This window comes from Pseudomonas sp. JBR1, from assembly GCF_028198185.1.
GTDB classification, from domain to species: Bacteria; Pseudomonadota; Gammaproteobacteria; order Pseudomonadales; family Pseudomonadaceae; genus Chryseomonas; species Chryseomonas oryzihabitans_E.
In genome coordinates this window covers 1,705,577-1,726,835 of the sequence record NZ_CP116340.1, presented here as the reverse complement: position 1 = coordinate 1,726,835, position 21,259 = coordinate 1,705,577, and the positions used below count along the sequence as shown (strand labels likewise).

General features: G+C 60.6%; 20 protein-coding genes and 2 pseudogenes. 5 read left to right on the top strand and 17 right to left on the bottom strand.

From position 1 onward, the window contains the following. Nucleotides 1-215: 215 nt before the first annotated feature. From PJ259_RS08000 to PJ259_RS07930, 15 genes and pseudogenes are all read right to left on the bottom strand, one after another. Nucleotides 216-500: a type II toxin-antitoxin system RelE family toxin gene (locus PJ259_RS08000; protein WP_271655401.1), complete on the bottom strand. Its 285-nt coding sequence runs from the start codon at nt 498-500 to the stop codon at nt 216-218. A gap of 10 nt (nt 501-510) precedes the next feature. Beyond that, the gene (locus PJ259_RS07995) at nt 511-744 is read right to left on the bottom strand and encodes a type II toxin-antitoxin system Phd/YefM family antitoxin (protein WP_174523164.1); all 234 of its coding nucleotides are present in this window, start codon (nt 742-744) and stop codon (nt 511-513) included. 296 nt (nt 745-1,040) lie between these two features. Then, nucleotides 1,041-1,682 (bottom strand): annotated as a pseudogene (locus PJ259_RS07990) (helicase-related protein); the annotation flags it as partial. Nucleotides 1,683-1,684: 2 nt separating this feature from the next. Next, nucleotides 1,685-1,906, bottom strand: a pseudogene (locus tag PJ259_RS07985) (DUF3275 family protein); the annotation flags it as partial. Nucleotides 1,907-2,208: 302 nt separating this feature from the next. Then, entirely contained in the window at nt 2,209-2,484 is a 276-nt protein-coding gene (locus PJ259_RS07980; RefSeq protein ID WP_271655400.1) for a hypothetical protein, read from the bottom strand. Nucleotides 2,485-2,689: 205 nt separating this feature from the next. Continuing rightward, the gene (locus PJ259_RS07975) at nt 2,690-3,394 is read right to left on the bottom strand and encodes an ABC transporter substrate-binding protein (protein ID WP_271655399.1); all 705 of its coding nucleotides are present in this window, start codon (nt 3,392-3,394) and stop codon (nt 2,690-2,692) included. Nucleotides 3,395-3,478: 84 nt separating this feature from the next. Then, nucleotides 3,479-3,979 carry a RadC family protein gene (gene radC / locus PJ259_RS07970; RefSeq protein ID WP_271655398.1) on the bottom strand — a complete coding sequence of 167 codons (501 nt, stop codon included), beginning with the start codon at nt 3,977-3,979 and terminating at the stop codon, nt 3,479-3,481. A gap of 69 nt (nt 3,980-4,048) precedes the next feature. Then, nucleotides 4,049-4,606 (bottom strand): hypothetical protein, encoded by a 558-nt coding sequence (locus PJ259_RS07965; protein WP_271655397.1) that lies wholly within the window; start codon nt 4,604-4,606, stop codon nt 4,049-4,051. A 72-nt stretch (nt 4,607-4,678) separates the two neighbouring features. Further along, nucleotides 4,679-4,927 (bottom strand): hypothetical protein, encoded by a 249-nt coding sequence (locus tag PJ259_RS07960; RefSeq protein ID WP_271655396.1) that lies wholly within the window; start codon nt 4,925-4,927, stop codon nt 4,679-4,681. 51 nt (nt 4,928-4,978) lie between these two features. Further along, complete coding sequence (locus tag PJ259_RS07955; RefSeq protein ID WP_165904673.1) at nt 4,979-5,146, bottom strand: hypothetical protein; 168 nt, start codon at nt 5,144-5,146, stop codon at nt 4,979-4,981. A 141-nt stretch (nt 5,147-5,287) separates the two neighbouring features. After that, nucleotides 5,288-5,752, bottom strand: coding sequence for an STY4534 family ICE replication protein (locus tag PJ259_RS07950; protein WP_271655395.1), 465 nt, complete (start codon nt 5,750-5,752; stop codon nt 5,288-5,290). 103 nt (nt 5,753-5,855) lie between these two features. Further along, nucleotides 5,856-6,107, bottom strand: a complete 252-nt coding sequence (locus PJ259_RS07945) for a hypothetical protein (RefSeq protein WP_271655394.1) — start codon at nt 6,105-6,107, stop codon at nt 5,856-5,858. 303 nt (nt 6,108-6,410) lie between these two features. Further along, entirely contained in the window at nt 6,411-6,536 is a 126-nt protein-coding gene (locus tag PJ259_RS07940) for a hypothetical protein (RefSeq protein ID WP_007160880.1), read from the bottom strand. 244 nt (nt 6,537-6,780) lie between these two features. Beyond that, the gene (locus PJ259_RS07935; RefSeq protein WP_271655393.1) at nt 6,781-7,200 is read right to left on the bottom strand and encodes a hypothetical protein; all 420 of its coding nucleotides are present in this window, start codon (nt 7,198-7,200) and stop codon (nt 6,781-6,783) included. Nucleotides 7,201-7,631: 431 nt separating this feature from the next. Next, nucleotides 7,632-9,086 (bottom strand): efflux transporter outer membrane subunit, encoded by a 1,455-nt coding sequence (locus tag PJ259_RS07930; RefSeq protein ID WP_271655392.1) that lies wholly within the window; start codon nt 9,084-9,086, stop codon nt 7,632-7,634. Nucleotides 9,087-9,183: 97 nt separating this feature from the next. Here PJ259_RS07930 and PJ259_RS07925 point away from each other — a divergent pair, with 97 nt between their 5' ends. The 5 genes from PJ259_RS07925 (at nt 9,184) to PJ259_RS07905 (ending at nt 16,393) form a co-directional block, all read left to right on the top strand. Further along, nucleotides 9,184-9,801: a TetR/AcrR family transcriptional regulator gene (locus tag PJ259_RS07925; RefSeq protein ID WP_271655391.1), complete on the top strand. Its 618-nt coding sequence runs from the start codon at nt 9,184-9,186 to the stop codon at nt 9,799-9,801. A gap of 76 nt (nt 9,802-9,877) precedes the next feature. Continuing rightward, the gene (locus PJ259_RS07920; protein ID WP_271655390.1) at nt 9,878-10,993 is read left to right on the top strand and encodes an efflux RND transporter periplasmic adaptor subunit; all 1,116 of its coding nucleotides are present in this window, start codon (nt 9,878-9,880) and stop codon (nt 10,991-10,993) included. Further along, entirely contained in the window at nt 10,990-14,088 is a 3,099-nt protein-coding gene (locus PJ259_RS07915) for an efflux RND transporter permease subunit (protein WP_271655389.1), read from the top strand. The genes PJ259_RS07920 and PJ259_RS07915 overlap by 4 nt, the downstream gene beginning before the upstream one ends. Nucleotides 14,089-14,153: 65 nt before the next feature. After that, nucleotides 14,154-15,440: a beta-ketoacyl-ACP synthase II gene (gene fabF, locus PJ259_RS07910; RefSeq protein ID WP_271655388.1), complete on the top strand. Its 1,287-nt coding sequence runs from the start codon at nt 14,154-14,156 to the stop codon at nt 15,438-15,440. 338 nt (nt 15,441-15,778) lie between these two features. Then, nucleotides 15,779-16,393, top strand: coding sequence for a TetR family transcriptional regulator (locus PJ259_RS07905; RefSeq protein WP_271655387.1), 615 nt, complete (start codon nt 15,779-15,781; stop codon nt 16,391-16,393). A gap of 1,382 nt (nt 16,394-17,775) precedes the next feature. On the opposite strand, the gene PJ259_RS07900 is transcribed toward PJ259_RS07905, so the two are convergent. Next, the gene (locus PJ259_RS07900) at nt 17,776-19,809 is read right to left on the bottom strand and encodes a DNA topoisomerase III (protein WP_271655386.1); all 2,034 of its coding nucleotides are present in this window, start codon (nt 19,807-19,809) and stop codon (nt 17,776-17,778) included. 616 nt (nt 19,810-20,425) lie between these two features. Further along, nucleotides 20,426-21,256 (bottom strand): methyl-accepting chemotaxis protein, encoded by an 831-nt coding sequence (locus PJ259_RS22880; RefSeq protein WP_423815077.1) that lies wholly within the window; start codon nt 21,254-21,256, stop codon nt 20,426-20,428. Nucleotides 21,257-21,259: the final 3 nt, after the last annotated feature.

Here is a 21,259-nt window from a genome sequence, read left to right as displayed (position 1 = left end):
CCAGTGCCCGGGTGGAGCTTCTTCGCGCTGCTGGCCGTTAGCTGCCCTCCGCCAACGGCAGCTTTGGGTCGAGAGCTGTCGTTTTCGAGACGTTTCTCCTAGCTGATAACCGTCGCTTTCGAAGATTTTGGCAGCTAGCGGCCGTCTTGCGTGACAAGCGGCGTGTGGTCGATGAGCAATAGGCAAAAGAAACCCCGCCGAAGCGGGGGATCTCGTCAGACTCTTCTATTGGCAGCCTCGTAAACCTCGTCATCACGTCTGGCCCCTACACATAGGACCAGTATGATTTCCGTGCCTTCGATCCTGTAAACGATGCGTACATCGCCCGTCCTGATCCCGCGATGCCCTGCGAGGGCGCCGCGGAGTGGCTTGCCAATTTTTTCAGGTTCACTTTCAGCGATCCGTTCCCGGATAACTTTGAGTACCCTTTTCGCCTCAGCTTTGCCTAGCTGGGCGAGATCGTGCTCGACATCAAGGTGAAACCGAACGCTCCATTTCATCAACCTTCGCCTATTCGAAGCGAGCCTCCATGTCCTCAAGGCTCACTGTCTTCTGTTTATCCAAGGTGGAAAGGCGCTCAATGGCGAGGCGCTCAGCACGGAGGTCTTCGAGTTCGTCCTGCAGAGCTTGGTAGGCCTCTACGCCTACTAACACTGCAGCCGGCTCGTTGTCCTTGAAAATAACTAGGTGAGTGACCTCACCACTGGTGACCTCTTTCAATTTCGCGCTAAAGCCCCGAACCATTGCTGTAGCGGACACTGCCTGTTCAGCCCGGTCTAGGAGTGCACTCATGCGCTGTGGCCTCAAAGTCATTAGATAGCGGTAGGTAGGTGTGATCGTCTAAGTCAATTCGATTGTCGTGCCGGTGCGATCAAATATTTAGCTTAGTCATAGGTATGGCACGCGCACGCTCATGATACACAAAATTGTGCGTAAATTTATACGCGACTTATGCGTTGGTCTGGCGTATTTAACGGGATGCTGGCAGGTGCTTCCCTGGGCTATCGGAAATAGAAAGCCCCGCCGAAGCGGAGCTGTTGTCATCCATTGACCAATTGCCTAGCCAACGCCATCTCGACCGAATCACCATCTTGGTTCAACGCATCGAGCCCTGATTCCAGAACGTCTCCCGACGAGCTCTGAGCCATCGCGATCTTCTTGGCCATCAGCTGCAGGCAGGTGATCTGCGAACTGCCGGCATAGCCGAAGAACAGCACACGTACCGCCTGCTTCTGCCCGATCCGCCACGAACGTCGCGCTGCCTGTTGCAGGGTGTAGACGTTGTAGCCCGTCTGCAGGAAGACGATTGTCGGGAAATCCAAGAGATCTAGACCGGTCTTCACTAGCTCCGGGTTGGTGACCAGCACGTCGACGCCGCGGTCAACCTGGTCGAGGATCCAATCCTCGCGCCGGGCCGTGTCCACCGAAGCACGCAGTACCGCCACCTTCAGACCGGCTTGCTCGAGCAAGCGCTTGAGTCGGCTAGTCGTGTCCCGGGTGCCGCTGTAGACGGTGTAGGCCAGCACCTTGCGGCTCAGCGCCTTCTCCTGACGGCACAGCTCGATCAGCGCCTCCTCCTTGGGGCTCGCCTGGTCTTCGTCGAAGATCGCATCAACCCTGGCCAAGGTGTCCCGGGTCCGAGGGTGTTTCACCACCTCCGGCCGGAAACAGCAGTCCGGCCAGGGCGCGCGCGAATCTCGATGACCAGACGGCCGCCGGTGCTGTAGGACGATGCACGGATCTCGGTGATGACGAACTCGCCGCGGTACTTGCCCTCGACGTGTTGCTCAAGCACAGCGTTCTTGATGACGAATTCGCCGATTGAGGTAGAGAGCCGGCCGACGTTGAAAGCACCGTTGCGTCCCTGGATGGTGCGGATGGCCAGGTGGCCGGGGATCTTGATCATGGCGGTCCTCGTGAATAAGGGGGGCGCGCCATGCCCAGCAGGGGATGGGTACCCTGTGGGAGAAAACGGTGAAAGGTGCATCCATCGGCGAGGCCGACCGCTTGCGCTACCGCATGCTCGGCAAGCTTGGGGTTGGATCAGCGCGGGGCGCCGTAGTCTTGAGATCCTGACCACCTGGGCATGGCTGACGACGTCAGCTGCATGTCGAATGGGTTGTGGAGCTGAGACTGAATGCGGTCAATAGTTGCAGCGCTCACCACAAACATGGGAGCAACCTATTTCAAGGAGGCTCCCAAGTGAACTCAGTTTGCCGGAGTCAGTCCGTAAGACCCAAGCCCTGCAGTACGGCGATCCTCGAGCACCTCATCAACGGCATCTGCATAAGGAGTGAGTCCGTCGTTCATGCATTCTACTTGGTACGCCATCCCTGCAGCCTGGGCTATCGCATTAAAACCAGCGTTCTTTTCAAGCTTTTCAGCCATTTTCGCAACGATCTCTGCACTAGTTATACCGTAGCGCTTTCTGCGGTCATCAGCCCGAAATTCTCTTTCAGCTCTGTAATGTCTTCCGATTGCCATAGCAGACCTCCTCGAGTCATCGCCCAGTCGTAGATTTGGGGGTGGGCCTTCCGATGACCGCTGAAGTCTTGGCATGTTGAGTGTAGTAAGTCGCGTCCAGCGGAATTTGAGCACGTGGTAACAAATTTCTGGGGCTGAAGTCTGACACATGGCCGAGACGTTTAAGGCAGAAAGCGAATGGTGCCCGAAGGCGCCTGGTTGGGAGTTAGAACAGTGTTAGCCCTTCGAGGAGGCAGCCATTGGGATCAAGGATCAGGATCCTGACGTCGGCCTGGCCTGCCAAACCGAGCACCCGTATGGTCTCCGGCAGGAAGCCTTCTTCGTGTTGCTTGGCCTGCAGGACCGACAGCCCGAACCCTTCTAGATTGTTCAGGTGCTCGTCCGTCCAGGGCGTACCGTGCAGCTTGAAGCCGACAGCGTCGCTGTCTGACAGGGTGAAGCACTCGAACATCAGTTGCTGGGTGTCAGCGTGCCGCACCAGGTCCTGTAGGTCATCCCATTCGTCATCGGGCAGATGGGACGAGGTGATCTCGAACGCTCGACTGTAGAAGCCGGTTTCGAACTGGATCCGCTTGAGCAGGCCTTGGGCCCTAGCCAGAGTCTCAGTGTCACCGAGGTGAATCTCTTCGCCATTCTCAATGGCACGAAGCGCATAGACAACCGCCCGTACCTGGCCATTGGACGGGTAGAGCGTGTGCTGGTCAGCAGTGACTTCCTCCGGCTCGATAGCCAGGGCATGAGTTTCGTTGAAGACGCTGTAGTGGCCTACCAGTTGGTTGTCGGTTGCATCCTGCTGCTCGGCCGTTATCTGTCGGTAGCAAGGCTCGAAGTGCTCGTCGTACGTGATCAGCAGCTCGCGGCGGATAAACAGGTCTTGGTAGCCGCGAATGAAAGGGTTGGGGGTGGTCATTGGTGCTCTCCTCAGGAAGAGGAGCCGCCCAGAGGGTCAGCCCCTCTGGGTAGGTGAATGGAAGGTGTAGTGCTAGGGGCTGTATCAACTCGAGGTGGCGAAGGTGAAACCTCCGGCTTCCGCCATCGAGAGAGGCTGGCCTTTGCCCACGATGAAGTGGTCCAGCAGCTGGATATCCAGCTGCGCTAGCGCGTCCTGCAGGCGTTCAGTGAGGCTGTAATCACCCTCGCTAGGCTCGGGATTACCTGAGGGGTGATTGTGCGCCACGATGACCGCAGCAGCGTTGTGCTTCAGGCAGCGTTGGGCAACGTGACGAGGACTGATCAAGGCCTGGTCGATGGTGCCGTACTGCAGAATCTCGAACGCGATCACTCGAAATGGGGTATCCAAAAAGATGACGGCGAAGACTTCGTTAGGCTCATGCGCGAGCTTGAGTTTCAGGTAGCTGCGGACATCGTCCGGGCTATTGAGGCCCCTTCCGCGGGTGAAGAGCCGCTGATCCAAGATGACCTTGGCTTCGGCGATGATGGCGTCTTCGCGAGCGCGTATGGCTGAAGTGCTGTCGAGCGGGTGGACGTTGGTCATGGTTGTCTCCAAAGCGTTGGCGGACAACCGCCCCCAGGGGACGGTGTCCCCTGATGGGTGTGGGTGAGATCAGTCGCTTAGCAGTGCACGGACGTGCGGCCGCCAGGCTTTGTGAACGAGCCGGCCCTTGAGTAGGTCAGCGTCGGTGTCTAGCAGTCGTGAGGTACTGAAGTTGTCCCAGCCATCTTGGAACGCAGAGCGCGAACGCAACAGCTGGATCTGAGCCAGCACTACCTTCTCTTCCTCGGCCGTACGGCAGGGGTCAATCCAGTCGATGCGGCGGCTCTCGCAATCCACCTTACCCGCCATGACCAGGTGGCCGTGGCGATCGGAAACGGAGATCCGTTTAGGATGGAAGTTGAGCGCTGCTATAGGTATCGGATAGCGGTCTTGTCGGACCGCCTCCAAGGCGATGGGAAGGATGTCGTCGAGCAGGCCGCACTGGCCGAGCTGGACGTAGCCATCTATGTGGAAGGTGCTACGACCGGAGTCTTCAAAGCGCTCCATCGACCCGTGCAGGGTAACGGTGAATTGCCGCTCGAAAAGGTCTTGGCGAAGGGATGTACCCGGTGCGTACGGGTTGCTGACGAAAGCCTGGCCTTCGAAGTGTTGAATAATCAATTCCATGATGCCTCCAACGTCCTGAGATTCATCATGCCCTCAAGGGATGATGAATCCCTTAAGGGTAGACGAAGCGGGTTAGAAGCCAAGCAAGGCAGGAACGAGCGACGACAAACCGTGCTGGGTCCAGGTGCCTTCTGCCAGGACTTGGTCAGCCTCGGCCTGCTTGCGGAAGTACTCCTTCGACTCGCGACTCAGCGGAAAGCCATCCTCATTGACAGTGCCGATGTAATAGCCCGCGTTGCTGCGCAGTACTTGAAGGGGAAAGTGTATGCCTTGCGATTCGAAGGCGAGCCGGCCGAAGCCTGCAGGGGTATCGGTAGCCATGGGGCCTCCAAAAGACAAAGGCGCCCGAGGGCGCCTATAGGGTGTGGTCAGTCAGGCCTGGACGCGGTCAGCGCTGGTGGCGTTCATCTCGAACAGGAACCAGGCGTTGTCGCAGAACAGATCGCTGCTCAGTAGCTCTTCGGTGACGTCGTCATAGGAGACTTCGGCAACGATGGGCAGGGCGGGCAGCTCGGACTTGATGGTGGCGATGACTTGCACGATGGGCTCCAAAATCTAGCTAATGGAGATCACCATGCCCCTGTCCGGGGATGGTGCCCCCGGATGGGTGTGCGAAGAGAAAGGTGGCAAAGCCTGGGTAGAGCAGGGGCGCCCGGTGGGCGCCTGGAAGAGCAGGGTGACTCAAGCGGCCGATTGGTCGCCTTCGTTCCCTTGATCCGTACCTTGCTGCTCAGCCGGGGCTGCGTCGCGCGGTTTGGCTTCGTACACGGTTTCACCGTCCACCTTGATCCAGCCGATGTACAGGAGACGACCTTTCAGGCTGGCGCCTGGGGTGCCCTGTTTCGGACCGGATTGGTAGGTGAAAGAGTCAGCCCAGCAATCGCCGATGCGGAAGGACACGAGGACCTTCTTGTTCGCTTTTTCGGCGTCAATGCAGCGGCGGACCAGCTTTTCAGCCTCGGCGCCGACAACATTGCAGTCGATGTGGCGGTACTCCACATCGTCTTTGCTGCCACAGAGTGCGGCTACGGTGACGGCCAAGAATGGCTGGCCTTTCTTGAGCTTCACTTCGCGGATGCGGTTGAGGTAACCGATACCGGTGGTGTGCAGGTCGAAGTATTGGCTTTCGTTGGCTTGGTTGCTCATGGTGACTCTCCAGTTTCAAAAGGTGAAAGCGGAGAACACCTTGCCCGGGAGGGGAAGAGTATTCCCCGCGTGGGTGGGTGTAGCCAGAAAGGGTGGTGCCAGGTCAGTGCATGAATTTCATCGCGGTTAGCATGATGCCAACAGCAGCGGAAATCATGACGCCCATGCGGATGGTGAGCTTGAGTTCGAGCTGCATGAGAGCGCTTTTGGTAGCGAGCTCGTGCTGTGCTAGATCAGCCTTGGTAACAAGCTGAGTTTGCATATCGGACTCCAGAGCATCGATAACAGCTGTTGCCTTGTCTTCCGGGACATTGATCGCAATCAATGCCTGGTACAACGCAAAACTGCTTTTCATGAAAGGTCTCCAGGTTTTGACGGAGACCGGCCCTGACGGGTAGTCCCGTCGAGGGTGGGTGGAAGGTGCATTCATCAACCGGGGGTGCCGGTCGATCGTTCGCGCTACCGAATGCTTAGCGAACTTGGGTTTGGATCAATGCGCTTGGAGCGCATCGCAGTCGTGAGATCCGAGACTGCCTGGGGCATGTTGCTGACAACGTCAGCGGCATACATCCTCAGAATGTTCAGGGCCGTATCGCTTGTCAATCCCCTGGAAATGAAAAAGCCCTCCGAGGAGGGCTTTGGTAGAGGGGTGCATCAATCAGTGGTGGCCTAGCAGTTTCTGAGCCTTCTGCTTGAGGTTGGGCCAGTCAGCCCAGACCGTCAAACCAGTACACAGAGTCAGCAGGCTTCCCAGCATGAGTATCCCGAAGGCGGTCTGGCTCATGTCATTCCTCCTTGGTTAGGTAGATGCCATACAGCCAAATTACTGCACCAGTTACCAGTGCGCAAGCCGTCAACGACTTGTGGTCGCTGAGGAAAAGCAACTGCTACAGCGGTTGTACCTATCTTACGGAGATCCTCCGCGAGGGCAGCTTGACGCTTGGGTTTCATAGCCTTCCTTCTTCAAGGGTGAAGTCAGGAAACCGCCCTGACGGGAGGTTTCCCGACAGGGGTGGGTACGGTGTGAATCAGCTGGCCAGCGCGACCTCAGGGTCGAACGGGGCAATCAGCTGGTCCAAGGAGCCCGGACGCAGTACGCGGGGCGCTGGCGACTGGACGGGCTCAGTGACAGAGGCGGCAGCCTTGGGTTTGCGCGGCTTGCGCTCGCGCTTGGGCTTTTCAGGCTGGGCTTCGCGGGTGTTTTCCTGGAACCAAGTGTTGAGGTTGTTCCCATGGCGGCGAACAAACGCCGGCACATGATCCATCTCCTCGAGCACAGCAGCCGATACGATCGGTTGCGGAAACTCGACTACACGGCATTCAGCCGGTGCTATGGACGGACGTGCAGCACGTGCCTGGGCTTGAGCATTACGCACGGAGCGAATGATTTCACGCAGGGCAGTACCGACGGATTCGCCAAAGCGATAGCTCAGGGTAGGGGTGGTCATGGTGTTTCTCCTGCAGGTGAGTAATGCGGAGAAACACTGATCCCGGGCGGGGGGAGTGTGTCCCCGCTGGGTAGGTAGAGCAGATGTGTGAGGTGCCTCCATCAACCGGTGGAACCGGTCAACCGTTCGCGCCTCCGGAAGCTTGGCGAACTATGGGTTCGGATCGACGTGGGTGGCCACGTTGCAGTCTTGAGATCCAGAGCTGCCTGGGCATGTTGCTGACGCCGTCAGCGGAACATGGGGCAAGAATGTTCCGCTGCACCGTAATTGTCAATTTGGCCGTTAGGGGATTCGGGTGGATGAACCGTTTTCGCGTAGCTATATAGAAGAAAAATACTGGGCACTGGCTGACCGAGAGACCCTCGCTCAAACTTCAAACGTAGAACAAATGGTGATCGCGCAACGTCGATTTTCCGAGCTATAGATCACCCTCAATCCTTCGCTATAAACCTACCTTTTTCTTCCGCACGCCACCCTCCACCCAATGCTTTGAACGTCGCGACCGTCGCTTGCGCAGCAGAGGTTTGCGCCTGAGCACGTGCGTCTGCGGTCCGCAACAAGCGCTCGTCAGCCTGCAGGACCTCGATCAGGGGCACTACACCTTTTTGATAGGCAAGCGATGAGGCCTGGCGGGCTTGAGCTAAGGATGCCTCGGCAGAGGCAAGCAATGCTGCCTGTTCTTCACGGCGGAGCTGGGCAGCAAGGGCGTTTTCAACGTCCTCGGTAGCATGGAGCACCGCAAGCCGGTAAGCCGCCAGTAGTTCCGCATCGCGGCCCTTGGCCGCTTGGATTTGGGCATCAATCCGACCGAAGTCGAACAATCGCCAACGTACGCCCAGGGCGCCTAAGGCCTGATTGGCATCGTGGCTAAACAGATTACTGCCGGAAGTTGTGGTCGCGCTGCCGATTAACGCGTTCAGGGACAACTTAGGATAATACTCGGCAACCGCTACGCCTATCTGTGCATTTGCGGCGGCCAGTTGCCGCTCGGCCGCCATTAAATCGGGACGCCGGCGGAGCAGGTCGGTGGGACTACCAGCTGTTTCAATTCGGGGCGCCGTGGGAATAGGCGCTACCGCCGCCAGCTCAGCTCGATAGGTGCCAGGCGGCTTGGCCAATATGACGTCGAGGGCGTTCAGCGCCTGTTCGAGAGTATATTGCAGAGCGGGTATCGTCGCCTGAACCTCAGCGAGCCCACCAGCGGTTTGGTTACGCTCTCTTTCGGTCGCTAACCCCTTGTCATTCAAGAGCGTGACCATCGATAGCAGCCCCTGCTGGGTATCGACCTGACGCCGAGCGATCGCCAGGCGAGTCTGCAGGCCACGGATATCGAGATAGAGATCTGCCGTCTGGGCAGCCACAGCGAGGCGCACGGCGCTGGCGCCAGCTAAGGATGCCTGGTAATCGGCTTGGGCGGCTTCGCGATTTCGCCGCAGGCCGCCAAACACGTCTAGCTCCCAGCTTGAGTCGAGATTGACTTCATAAGAAGAACCGCTCCTGTCGTAGCCGGGCGATGAATTGAGCACCCGTCCAAGCGGTGTTTCCAGCGACTGATAGGCACGACCGGCTTGGCCACCAAGATCCTCTACTGGCAATAGCGCAGCTTTGGCCGCCGTAACACCGGCGCGAGCCTGGGTAATTCGTGCGGTGGCCTGGGCCAGATCGAGATTTTGCGCAAGGGCTTGTTCTACCAGGCGACTCAAGAACGGATCGTTGAAACGGTCCCACCAGCCAGCAAGGGACTGATCGGCTAGGGGCGCCGCCACCGGCTTCTGTTGAAAAGCTGCAGGTAATGCGACTACAGGGACGTGGTAGTCGGGCCCTGCTGTGCAGCCGCTCGCCAGGGTAGCGCTGGTGAGCAGAATAATCTGGAGTCTGGAGCGCATGGGCTTTTATCCTGAGCAACGCCTAACGATTTTAGTGACTGAAGTGTATATTGGTCACCTTCCGTTTCATTTTGCAACTGTCGGAACGCCTCTTTCCATGACTACCGAATCCGTTTCACCCGGCCAGGCCCGCGGACCGGCCGAGCACGATGTCCGTCACCAGATCATGGTGGCAGCGAAAGAACACTTCAGCCTTTACGGCTACGAGAAAACCACCGTGTCCGAACTCGCCAGGAGCATTGGGTTTTCCAAGGCCTACATCTACAAATTCTTCGATTCGAAGCAGGCGATTGGCGAGGCCATCTGTGCGGATTGCCTGAGCCGAATCGAGGCAGAGGCCAGGGCCGCGGTGGCCTCGACCAGCCAGCCGCACGAGAAGCTAAGAAGGCTGTTTCAGAGCCTTTCAACGGCCACCTTGCAGCTGTTTTCAGACGATCGAAAGCTGTACGAAATTGCGATCTCAGCGGCGTCGGGTCGCTGGCCGGCCACGATCAGCTACGAAGCGCGGATGCAGGAGCTGCTCAAGGAAATCCTGGTGCAAGGGCGCTGGGAGGGAGAGTTCGAGCGCAAGACGCCGATTGACGACGTAACGACGGCGACCTATCTCGTGCTTCGACCCTATCTGAATCCACTGATGCTGCAGCACAGCTTCGAGCATTTCGACGTCGCTCCCACTCAGGTGGCCAATCTGGTACTGCGTAGCCTCTCGCCATAAATTGTTCTGTGACTGTTGACTAAAATGGTCACTCGTATCAAATTGCGCGCTCTGCTGGCATCCTCTCGGAGCTTCCATGTTCGCGCGCCGTCTGCTTTCCACCGCTGTGGGGGCTACCGTCCTTTCGCTGTCCCTTGGCGGATGCAACGCCCCTTCCCAAGGCGATCCCCGTACGCAGGCGCCTTTGGTGCGAGCTGCGGTGGCGGAGCCTGCCGAGAGCGTCGGTCGTACCTTTACCGGTATCGTTGCCGCGCGGATTCAGAGCGATCTGGGTTTTCGAGTGACAGGCAAGGTTGCCGAACGGCTGGTGGACATCGGTGAAACCGTCAAGCGGGGGCAACCGCTGCTGAAGCTTGATCCCATCGATCTGCAACTGGCCTTGCAGGCGCAGCGCGAGGCCGTGGCAGCTGCTAAGGCGCGGGCTCGCCAGGCGGCAGAGGATGAGGCGCGCTACCGGGATCTACGGGGCACGGGGGCGATTTCGGTCTCTGGCTATGATCAGATCAAGGCCGCTGCGGATACCGCCAGCGCCCAGCTCAAGGCTTCCGAAGCCCAGGCCGAAGTCGCGCTCAACGCCAGCCGCTATGCCGTCTTGGTCGCCGATGCGGATGGCACTGTGGTCGACACCCTGGCCGAGCCTGGGCAGGTCGTAGCAGCAGGACAGATCGTGGTGCGTCTGGCCCGCGCGGGCGCCCGCGAGGTCGTCGTCCAGCTACCGGAAACCTTGCGTCCGGCGCTTGGCTCACTGGCACAAGCCAGCCGTTTAGGTGGTACTCAACAGCCGGGACCGGCACGGCTGCGACAGTTATCGGATAGCACCGACCGCGAGACGCGTACGTTTGAGGCGCGCTATGTGCTCGAAGGGGCTCTGGCCAGTGCTCCTCTGGGCACAACGGTGACACTGCGCATCCCGGAAGACACTGTGCAGCGAGCGAACGCCTTGAAGGTGCCATTGGGTGCGCTGTACGACGAGGGCAAGGGCGCGGGGGTCTGGCGTATCCAGGGCTCGCCCGAGCAGGTCGCCTGGGTACCCGTACAGGTTCGTCAGGTGTCCGATGACACTGCTTTGGTGGAGGGGTCGCTGCAGCGGGGCGACAGGGTCGTAGCCCTCGGCGTTCATCTGCTCCACGAAGGCCAGACGATCCGCTTAGCCACAGCTGCCAACAGTGCCCTGGAAGGAAAGCAGCCGTGAGCGACAGCCGATTCAACCTTTCGGCGCTGGCCGTCCGCGAGCGCTCCATCACCCTGTTTCTGATCCTGCTGATTTCGGTCGGCGGGGTACTGTCGTTCTTCAAGCTGGGCCGAGCGGAAGATCCGGCCTTCACGGTCAAGGTCATGACCATTATCACGGCCTGGCCGGGTGCCACGGCGCAGGAGGTGCAGGATCAGGTCGCCGAGAAGCTGGAAAAGCGCCTACAGGAATTGCGCTGGTACGAGCGCTCGGAGACCTATACCCGTCCGGGCCTGGCCTTTACCACCTTGACGCTGCTCGACAGAACGCCGCCGGCCGAGGTGCCGGAGGAGTTCTACCAGGCGCGCAAGAAGATCAGTGACGAAGCCAAGACCTTGCCTGCCGGGGTGATCGGGCCAATGGTCAACGACGAGTACGCCGACGTCACCTTCGCGCTCTTCGCGCTCAAGGCCCGGGGCGAGCCGCAACGGCTGCTGGCACGCGAGGCGGAAACGCTGCGCCAGCGTCTGCTGCATGTGCCAGGGGTCAAGAAGGTCAATATCCTGGGTGAGCAGACCGAGCGCATCTATGTGGAGTTTTCCCACGATCGCCTGGCGACCCTGGGCGTGGCACCGCAAGACATCTTTGCCGCGCTCAATGCCCAGAATGTCCTGACGCCCGCGGGCTCCATCGAAACCCGCGGCCCCGAGGTCTTCGTCCGCCTGGATGGTGCCTTCGAACAGCTCGATGCCATCCGCGACACCCCGGTAATCGTCAAAGGCCGCACCTTCAAACTGGCAGACGTCGCGACGGTGAAGCGTGGCTATGAAGACCCCGCCACCTTCGTCATCCGCAGCGGTGGCGACCCTGCGCTGCTGCTGGGTATCGTCATGCGCGACGGCTGGAATGGCCTGGATCTCGGCAAGTCCCTTGAAAGCGAGGTTGGCGTCATTAACGCTGAGATGCCTTTGGGCATGAGCCTGACCAAGGTGACCGACCAGGCGGTCAACATCGCCTCGTCGGTCGACGAATTCATGATCAAGTTCTTTGTCGCCCTGCTGGTGGTGATGGTGGTGTGCTTCGTCAGCATGGGTTGGCGGGTGGGCGTCGTCGTGGCGGCCGCGGTTCCCCTGACGTTGGCGGCAGTGTTTCTCGTCATGGCCGCCACCGGCAAGAATTTCGATCGCATTACCCTGGGCTCATTGATCCTGGCCCTGGGGCTGCTGGTGGACGATGCCATCATCGCCATCGAGATGATGGTGGTGAAGATGGAGGAGGGCTATAGCCGCGTCAAGGCGTCGGCCTATGCCTGGAGCCACACCGCCGCCCCCATGCTGGCCGGCACCCTGGTGTCCGCCGTGGGCTTCATGCCGAATGGCTTTGCTCAGTCCGCTGCGGGTGAATACACCAGCAACATGTTCTGGATCGTCGGCATCGCGCTGATCACCTCCTGGCTCGTGGCGGTGGTCTTCACGCCCTACCTGGGCGTCAAGTTGCTGCCGGAGACCCAGGCGGTCGAGGGTGGCCATGGTGCGCTCTACGACACGCCGCGCTACCACCGCTTCCGCCGTGTTCTCGGCCAGGTGATTGCGCGCAAGTGGCTGGTCGCGCTGCTGGTGATCGGCCTGTTCGTGGCCGCCATCCTGGGCATGGCTGTCGTCAAGAAACAGTTCTTCCCCATCTCCGATCGCCCCGAGGTGATGGTGGAGGTGCAGATGCCCTATGGCACCTCGATCACCGAGACCGAGCGGGCGACCGCCAAGGTCGAGGCCTGGCTCGCCCAGCAGGATGACGCCCGGATCGTGACGTCTTACATCGGGCAAGGCGCTCCCCGCTTCTTTCTCGCCATGAGCCCGGAACTGCCGGATCCGTCCTTCGCCAAGATCATCATCCGCACCGACAACCCCGAGGACCGCGAAGCACTCAAGATGCGGCTGCGTGGCGCCATTGCCGCCGGACTCGCGCCGGAGGCACGGCTGCGGGTCACACAACTGGTGTTCGGGCCCTATTCGCCGTTCCCGGTCGCCTATCGAGTGAGCGGTCCCGACCCGCAGGTGCTGCGGCGGGTGGCGGGGGAGGTGGAGCAGGTGATGCGTGCCAGTCCGCTGATGCGCACCGTCAACAGCGATTGGGGCACGCGTACGCCGGTCTTGCGCTTCAAGTTGCAACAGGATCGCCTGCAGGCAATAGGCCTGAGCTCGAGCTCCGTGGCGCAGCAGCTGCAATTCCTGCTCAGCGGCGTTCCGGTTACGGCGGTCCGCGAAGACATTCGTACCGTCCAGGTGGTGGCGCGCGCGGCCGGCGACGTTCGCCTCGATCCTGCGCGATTGGGCGATCTCACGCTAGTTGGCGCTCAGGGCCAACGCATTCCACTGTCGCAGATCGGCGACCTGGAGGTGCAGATGGAAGAGCCCCTCATGCGGCGGCGCGACAGGGTGCCGACCATCACCGTGCGCGGCGATATCGCCGAAGAGCTACAGCCGCCAGACGTTTCCACCGCCGTACTCAAGCAGCTGCAGCCGATCATCGAGCGCTTGCCGGCGGGCTATCGGATCGTGCAGGCGGGCGCCATCGAGGAGTCGGGCAAGGCAATGGCGGCGATGCTGCCGATCTTCCCGCTGATGATCGCGTTGACGCTGCTCATCATCATCCTGCAAGTGCGTTCCATGGCCGCGATGATCATGGTCTTCATGACCAGTCCCCTGGGGCTGATCGGGGTGGTACCGACCCTGATCCTGTTTCAGCAACCCTTCGGCATCAATGCCCTGGTCGGGTTGATCGCGCTGTCAGGCATCCTGATGCGCAACACCCTGATCCTGATCGGGCAGATCCACCAGAACGAGCAGGACGGCCTGCCCCCCTTCCAGGCGGTGGTCGAGGCGACCGTGCAGCGCGCAAGACCGGTGATCCTCACGGCGCTGGCGGCGGTGCTGGCCTTCATCCCCCTTACCCATTCGGTGTTCTGGGGCACCCTGGCCTACACCCTCATCGGCGGCACCCTCGCGGGCACCGTGCTCACCCTCGTATTCCTGCCGGCCATGTACGCCATTTGGTTCAGGATCAGGCCACCCGCTCGTGGTGATTCCCTGTCCTCCGATCTGCCAATTGCGCCTTGATCGGGCGCGGACACGACACGAGGCCGCCCGCGGGCGCCTGGTCCATCGAGAGAAGAGGTAAGGCAATGCAAGGCAATGACAGAACACGCATCGTGGTGACCGGCCTGGGCACGGTCAGTCCGCTGGGCTGTGGCACCGACCAGGTCTGGTCTCGGCTGCTGGCGGGGCGCTCGGGCATAAGTCCGCTGCCGCCCGAGGTCAGCGACGGGGTGGGCAGTCTCATCGCCGGTCAGGTTCCCGGCCGCGCCGAAGATCCAGAAGCGGGCTACGATCCCCTGGTGGCCATCGCCGCCAAGGATCTGAAGAAGATGGATCGCTTCATCGAGTTCGCTCTGGTGGCGGCCCAGGAAGCCCTTGGCCAGGCCGGCTGGCAGCCAACCACCGAGGCGCAACGCGAGCGTACGGCGACCATCATCGCCTCTGGGGTGGGCGGCTTCGGCGCCATCGCCGAGGCGGTGCGGACCACCGACGCCCGCGGCCCGCGGCGGCTCTCGCCTTTTACCGCGCCGTCGTTCCTCGCCAACATGGCGGCGGGCAACGTCTCCATCCAATACGGCTTCCGCGGTCCGCTGGGTGCGCCAATCACCGCCTGCGCCGCCGGTGTCCAGGCCATCGGCGACGCCGCTCGGCTGATCCGCAGCGGCGAGGCCGACATCGCCCTCTGCGGCGGGGCTGAGGCGGCGATCAATCGTGTGAGCCTGGGCAGCTTCGCCGTCGCCCGGGCCCTGTCCACGGAATTCAACGAGCGTCCGCAGGAGGCCTCGCGTCCCTTCGACAGTGATCGCGACGGCTTCGTCATGGCCGAAGGGGCGGGGCTGCTGGTGATCGAGACGTTGGAACACGCCCTGGCACGCGGCGCCACGCCCCTGGCCGAGTTGGTGGGTTACGGCACCAGCGCCGATGCCTACCATCTCACAGCCGGCCCGGAAGATGGCAGCGGTGCTCGTCGCGCCATGGAGCAGGCCCTGCGCCAGGCCGGGATCAGCGCTGCCGAGGTGCAGCACATCAATGCCCACGCCACCTCTACTCAGGTGGGTGACAAGGGGGAGCTGGCAGCCATCCGCGCGGTCTTCGGCGATAACGCTTCGGTGGCCATCAGCTCGACCAAATCCAGCACGGGACACCTGCTGGGCGCCGCAGGCGGCATCGAGGCGATCTTCACCGTGCTCGCGCTGCGTGATCAGGTCGTGCCGCCAACGCTGAATCTGCACGATCCGGACCCGGCTGCCGAAGGCCTGAATCTTGTCGCCCTGCAGGCTCGACCGGTGGCGATCGACTACGCCCTGTCCAATGGCTTCGGTTTCGGTGGGGTGAACGCCAGCGTGCTGTTCAAGCGTTGGATGGGGAGCTGATAGTTGCTGAACGTGCTTGCAGGGGTGGCCCGGCCGGCCACGCTCGCGGCGGTGCACATAATTTTTGGACTCGCGTAGCGGTAGGAACGGCGTTTCCCTGCGTCGTTTCAGATAAGAAATGAGTCCACCAGGAAGAGAGGGCTCTCTTCCTGTTTTTCTCTAGCCGCTGTCCAAAACCTGACTGGGCAGCCGGCACCCAAGTAGCTCCCAGGACTGACGAGCGCGCATCGATAGAAGTGCCGAAGAGATGCGCCAGGTAAGCATACATGCAAGAATGTTTGTAAAAGACAGGCGAAACGTTAGACTTCTAAAACAGACGCCTTTGAAACGAGATAGCCATGCGCCGTACAAAAGAAGACGCTGAGCAGACCCGCCAGACCATCCTGGATGCAGCCGAGGCGTTGTTTCTCACCAATGGTGTTTCACGCACCAGCCTCGAAATGATCGCCAGACAGTGCGGGCTCACGCGAGGAGCGGTGTATTGGCACTTCAGGGATAAGGCGCAGCTGGTCCATGAGATGCTCAATCGCATCCGCATTCCGCTTGACGAAGTCACCCAGCAGTTGAGTGCGGATGGGGAGGGCGATTGCCTGATGAGGCTGTACGAACTGTGCGTCGAGTGCATGGAGAAATTCGTTCAGCCGGGACGGGAGCGTCGAGTCATGACCATCCTGATGCACCGTTGCGAGTTCACTCAGGAATTGCAGGAAGTCGAACAGCGGGAAAATGCCTTGACCCGCGAATTCGTGGCGCTCGTCGAGCGCCTCTTCGATGGCCAACGGCAGCGCCTGCAGGTCGCGGTGACGCCGAGAAGTGCCAGCCTACAGCTGCATAGCCTGTTTTGCGGCACGCTGGCTGGCATCCTTCGTGACCAAGACATCTTCGCGCCGCTCATGGATGTACGGCTGATCTTCACCCTCTACTTCAGGTCGCTGGTAAAGGACTGGTCCTGATGGTGGGCGAGCGGCGCGCCAGGGGAGCAAGGGACCGCACTGAAGCCTTTCTACCGCTGGACGCGGTATTGAGCTGTCCCGGGCGTCAGTTTTCAGCCTTCGAGGGGCGTTCTTGCAGGGCGATCGCTCTTTTTCGGCAGCGACTCGCATAAATTCGGGACGCTACCCCGTTCAGGCCGGCGCTCTCCCAGTCGCTACTTGAAACGAGCGGTGTAATCGCCAGGTTACCGGGCGTGATCAGCTCGTACGGCACCCAGACATCCGCCTGGACCGGTTCCTTGTATTGCGCCGCTATAGTCTGGCTGCTGCTGACCTTAGGTCAGAGGAATAAGGGTGCTTCGCATTAAACGTCTAATTCAAGATCTAGGGATAGATTTAGATCGGCAAGTAGAGCCTTCCAGGGCGATGCATAGGGGCCGTACTATCTTTGAAACTTGTAAGCCGGCGATTTTCACTGCAATGGAAAAGCGCGCCAGGCGCAGCGCTGGGTCTAGCAGCAGGGCGCCTCGGCGAGGGTGGGGCTAGTGGAGCTCAAGAGAAAGATGCCACCTGTGAGCGTGAGCACCGGCACTGGTGGTCCCTGGGCATTGACCTACCGTCCTGATGATCGTCGCATTCACCCGACCCGTTATCGTGGCTGGGGCCAGTAATCGCAAGGCACGCATCCGCGCACAAAGGGATCCCATTTTTGCGCCGGCGGGCACCGGCAGAGAGGAGGGCTACCCGACGGGTAGCCTCGTCCACCAGGCGATGCCGAGAGGACCAGGCTACCCTTCGAATGCAGCTGAAGGGGAGGAACAGTGTGGGCCAACACACCAGGTTGGCCCGAAGTACAGTGTGCACCGAACCTTCTGTGAGCCCTATGTGCCTGTAAACCCGCTTATCACGAAGTTAGACGGCTGCGTGTCAGCTGCGGAGCAGGGAGACACAGGGAGAGCATCACGCAAAGATCTACACGCCCTACCCGATGCTTAGCGTGCTCTTAGGGGTGAAACTTCAAGACCAGGTCGAGAAGCTTCCGGGTTGCCACTGATGACCGCCAGTGCGCGAGCGGGGTGGAGCGATTGCATTATGCGGGGGGAATTCTGAGTAAAGCAATATCGCACGACCCTCTACTCTCGGAGTCGGACCCTGGTAGGACACCTACGGTGCTCACTAGTAGTCGTAGATATTGCTACGGCAAGGGTCAACTCATGAAAGCGGTGACAATCCAGCATCTTGCTGAAGGTAATGCACAACCTTGGCGTGTCTCGATTCCTGGCGCGGATGCGTACTTTGCGAGCGAGAGTGAGGCTCGAAAATATGCAGGCCTACTAGAGGCAAGATTGAGTGCGCCTCATGCGTGGCCACATGATGGTGCAGACGATCCTGAAGCTTCGACGTCACGTTGAACTGCCGCTTGCTCGCGTCGAAGCGCGTGCCTTTTCTGGGCCGCCTTTGCCTTTCCCTTTTGACGTTTCGATGTTCACTAGGCCTTTGCAGTCGGGGTAGCGCAGGCAGGACCAGAAGTCGCCGCTCTTGCCCTTTCGCTGAGCCATCTTGCCGTGGCAGAGCGGGCACGACGGACCCTCCGGGACTTTGATGCTGAGCGTGGTCTGGCGGTACTGGGCGACCAGTTTGCCGATCCAGGCGCCTTGCTTAGCGATGAAGTCATCCAGCTGCATGGTGCCGGCCTCGATCATGTCCAGGGCCTGCTCCCAGATGGCGGTAGTGCCAGGGTCGGCCACTGCCGGCGGCACCGCGGCGATCAGCGAGACGCCGGCCTCGGATGCCCGCACTGCCTTGCCCTTCTTGAGCAGGAACCCACGATCAATCAGGCCCTGGATGATGCTGGCCCGGGTGGCCTCGGTGCCGATGCCGGTGGTTTCCTTGAGCTTGGCGGCCAAGCGCGGGTCGGTCACCAGCTTGGCCACGGTCTTCATCGCCTTGATGAGATCGCCTTCGGTGTAGGGCTTGGGTGGTTGCGTCTGCTGCGCCTTGAGCTGGGCCTGCTGCACCTGGGCGCGAGAGGCGTTCTGCAGCGGTGGCAGGATCTGCGCTCGGTCCTTCTCCTTGCTGTCCTCATCGTCATCAGATGCTACTGCCTGAAACAGGGTCTTCCAGCCCGGCACCACGATGCGCTTGCCCACTGCCCGTAGAGCGACCTGGTTGCAGTCGAAATCCGCCACCGTCCGATCGAACTCGTGGTGGGGCATGAACTGGGCAAGGTAGTGCGCGCGGATCAGGCTGTAGACCGCCCGTTCCTTTTCGCTCATTGCGGACAGGTTGGCGGGCTCAAGGGTAGGGATGATGCCGTGGTGCGCCGTGATCTTGGCGTCGTTCCAGGCACGCGAGCGCTGCGCCGGATCGATGCTGGCCAGCACCGGGGCAATGGACGGATCCGTGCGCCGGATCGCCTCGAGCACGGCCGGCACCTCCGGCAGCATGCTGGTGGGCAGGTAGCCGCAGTCGGTCCTGGGGTAGGTCGTCGCTTTGTGCGTCTCATACAGCGCCTGGGCGACGTTCAGGGTCTCCTGGGCCCCGAGGCCGAGCTTCTTCGAGCATATCTCCTGCAGCGTGCCCAAGTCGAAAGACAGGGGGGCCACCTCCTTGACCCGCTCGGTCTCGACCGACACCGCAATGGCGGTAGATCCCGCAGTGAGGCGTGCCTGCGCGGCCTGGGCATGGCGCTGGTCCAGGCAGCGCCCCTCGTCATCGGTGATGTCGCGGGCAGGTCGCCATTGGGCCGTGAAGGTCTGGCCGTTGGCGGCCAGCAGCACGTCCAGGCTCCAGAACGGCACCGGGACGAAGTGGGCGATCTCTCGATCGCGGTCGACCACCAGGCGCAACGTAGGCGTCTGCACTCGCCCTACCGATAGCACCCCGCTGTAGCCAGCCTGACGGCCGAGGAGGGTGAACAGCCGCGTGAAGTTCATGCCGATCAACCAGTCTGCCCGAGAGCGAGCCAGCGCCGAGTGGTACATGGAAAAGGTTTCGGCCCCGGACTTGAGGCTCGCCAGGGCCTGGCGGATCGAGGCGTCGTTGAGCGCCGAGAGCCACAGTCGCTGGACGGGACCGCGATAGCCGCAATGCTCCAGCAGCTCGCGGGCGATCATCTCGCCCTCGCGATCGGCATCGGTGGCGATGACCAGTTCGGTCGCTTCTTTGAGCACCGCCTTGACCGCCTTGAATTGGCTGCTGGTCTTGGGCTTGACCTCGACCTTCCAGTTCGCCGGCAGAATCGGCAGCGCTTCCAGGGACCAGGACTTCAGCGCCGGATCGTAAGCTTCTGGCGGCGCCTGCTCGAGGAGATGGCCGATCCCCCAGGTGACCACCACGCCCTGGCCGCGAATGCAGCCCTCACCGCGCCCAGTGGCGCCGAGCACCCTGGAAATGTCCTTGCCCTGGCTGGGCTTCTCGCACAAAAACACACGCATGGGATTCCCCTGTTGATGGCCAAATGGCCTACAGAGAAACCGTGCCTGGAGCAGCATGAGGCGTCAGCGCGGAACCGCAACTAGCTCAGATTCAGTTGAAGTGAAAGATGTTTGTCTGACTAATGATTTCCGACGAGAGGCTCTACAACTGGCGTTTCCGCGCTTCATATCGTTGAACACTAGTGTCACCATGCCATCAAAATGTGATGTGTGTCACGGAATGACAGGCTATGGGCGAAACGCAGGTTTTTGAGATTGCTTACACGACTGGTGAGCTCAAGTCTTTGACCGTGAGAGCTGATCGGCTTTCGCGCAGCGATGCCTATGCGGAGATCTGCTTCGCCGAGCGATTGCTGCTCGGCCATAAGCCCTCTGACCCAGCGATAACGTTTGAGGCGCTCGCTAGGTCAATGGGCATTGAGCTCGTCCACGTTAGAAAAGTGGCGAATTGATGACCCTACGCCATTACGTAAGACATCACGGGCATTAGAGAAGCCACTAATTGGCCTATCACCCCAATGTAGTCCCGGATTGAAAGATTTCAGTCCACGAGGTCCGCAGTACCGCGTTACACCTCAATGAGTAGGGCCCAGTGCGTTACCGGGCCCGGTAGCCATCAGACCTTGAAGCGAGCGGTCATTTCCTGCAAGCGGACACCAATACGGGCAAGCTCCATGCTTGAGGACGCCGTTTCCTCACTCGCTGCAGCGGTCTGGTCGGAGATGTCGCGTACATTGGTAACGCTGCGGCTAATCTCTTCCCCGGCGGAGCTTTGCTGTTCGGCCGCACAGGCAATCTGCTCGTTCATCGACTCGATGCTTTTCACCGACTGAGTAATGCGTTTGAGCATCTCGCCGGCCTCGCGGGAAAGACTCACGCTGCTGCCAGTGAGTTGCACATTCTGCTCCAGCACCGAAGCCATTCGGTCCGTGCTTTGATTCAGGCCGGTGATCAACTGAGCAATCTCGTCTGTGGAGGCGCGCGTGCGCTGTGCCAAACCTCGCACTTCGTCAGCCACCACCGCAAAACCGCGACCGGCTTCACCGGCCCGGGCGGCCTCGATAGCGGCGTTAAGCGCCAGGAGGTTCGTCTGTTCTGCCACTGCTTTAATCACGCCTAGAACACCACCAATGCTATCGGCTTGGTCGCGCAGCGCGGCCATGGCTACTTTGGTCGAATCCATCTCGTGAGCAAGCAGCTCGATCTGAGTGACCGCCTTGGTGACAGCCTGGTCACCTTGCTGCGCCTGCTGGCTGGCATCCATGGCCGATTTGGCTGCCTCACCCGCGTTACGCGCGACTTCATGGGTGGTCGCGGTCATCTCCTGCATAGCGGTGGCAATCTGATCGGTCTCGACCTTCTGGGAGTGCACGCCGGCGCTGGTCTGCTCAGTGACCGCTGACAGCTGCTCGGCCGCGCTTGCAACCTGAACGACACCGTCCTTCATTTC

Excerpts from the sequence above, each read along its gene's own strand:
- PJ259_RS08000 (WP_271655401.1), bottom strand. The coding sequence starts at position 500 with ATGAAATGGAGCGTTCGGTTTCACCTTGATGTCGAGCACGATCTCGCC.
- PJ259_RS07995 (WP_174523164.1), bottom strand. The coding sequence starts at position 744 with ATGGTTCGGGGCTTTAGCGCGAAATTGAAAGAGGTCACCAGTGGTGAG.
- PJ259_RS07980 (WP_271655400.1), bottom strand. The coding sequence starts at position 2,484 with ATGGCAATCGGAAGACATTACAGAGCTGAAAGAGAATTTCGGGCTGAT.
- PJ259_RS07975 (WP_271655399.1), bottom strand. The coding sequence starts at position 3,394 with ATGACCACCCCCAACCCTTTCATTCGCGGCTACCAAGACCTGTTTATC.
- radC (WP_271655398.1), bottom strand. The coding sequence starts at position 3,979 with ATGACCAACGTCCACCCGCTCGACAGCACTTCAGCCATACGCGCTCGC.
- PJ259_RS07965 (WP_271655397.1), bottom strand. The coding sequence starts at position 4,606 with ATGGAATTGATTATTCAACACTTCGAAGGCCAGGCTTTCGTCAGCAAC.
- PJ259_RS07960 (WP_271655396.1), bottom strand. The coding sequence starts at position 4,927 with ATGGCTACCGATACCCCTGCAGGCTTCGGCCGGCTCGCCTTCGAATCG.
- PJ259_RS07950 (WP_271655395.1), bottom strand. The coding sequence starts at position 5,752 with ATGAGCAACCAAGCCAACGAAAGCCAATACTTCGACCTGCACACCACC.
- PJ259_RS07945 (WP_271655394.1), bottom strand. The coding sequence starts at position 6,107 with ATGAAAAGCAGTTTTGCGTTGTACCAGGCATTGATTGCGATCAATGTC.
- PJ259_RS07940 (WP_007160880.1), bottom strand. The coding sequence starts at position 6,536 with ATGAGCCAGACCGCCTTCGGGATACTCATGCTGGGAAGCCTGCTGACT.
- PJ259_RS07935 (WP_271655393.1), bottom strand. The coding sequence starts at position 7,200 with ATGACCACCCCTACCCTGAGCTATCGCTTTGGCGAATCCGTCGGTACT.
- PJ259_RS07930 (WP_271655392.1), bottom strand. The coding sequence starts at position 9,086 with ATGCGCTCCAGACTCCAGATTATTCTGCTCACCAGCGCTACCCTGGCG.
- PJ259_RS07925 (WP_271655391.1), top strand. The coding sequence starts at position 9,184 with ATGACTACCGAATCCGTTTCACCCGGCCAGGCCCGCGGACCGGCCGAG.
- PJ259_RS07920 (WP_271655390.1), top strand. The coding sequence starts at position 9,878 with ATGTTCGCGCGCCGTCTGCTTTCCACCGCTGTGGGGGCTACCGTCCTT.
- fabF (WP_271655388.1), top strand. The coding sequence starts at position 14,154 with ATGCAAGGCAATGACAGAACACGCATCGTGGTGACCGGCCTGGGCACG.
- PJ259_RS07905 (WP_271655387.1), top strand. The coding sequence starts at position 15,779 with ATGCGCCGTACAAAAGAAGACGCTGAGCAGACCCGCCAGACCATCCTG.
- PJ259_RS07900 (WP_271655386.1), bottom strand. The coding sequence starts at position 19,809 with ATGCGTGTGTTTTTGTGCGAGAAGCCCAGCCAGGGCAAGGACATTTCC.
- PJ259_RS22880 (WP_423815077.1), bottom strand. The coding sequence starts at position 21,256 with ATGAAGGACGGTGTCGTTCAGGTTGCAAGCGCGGCCGAGCAGCTGTCA.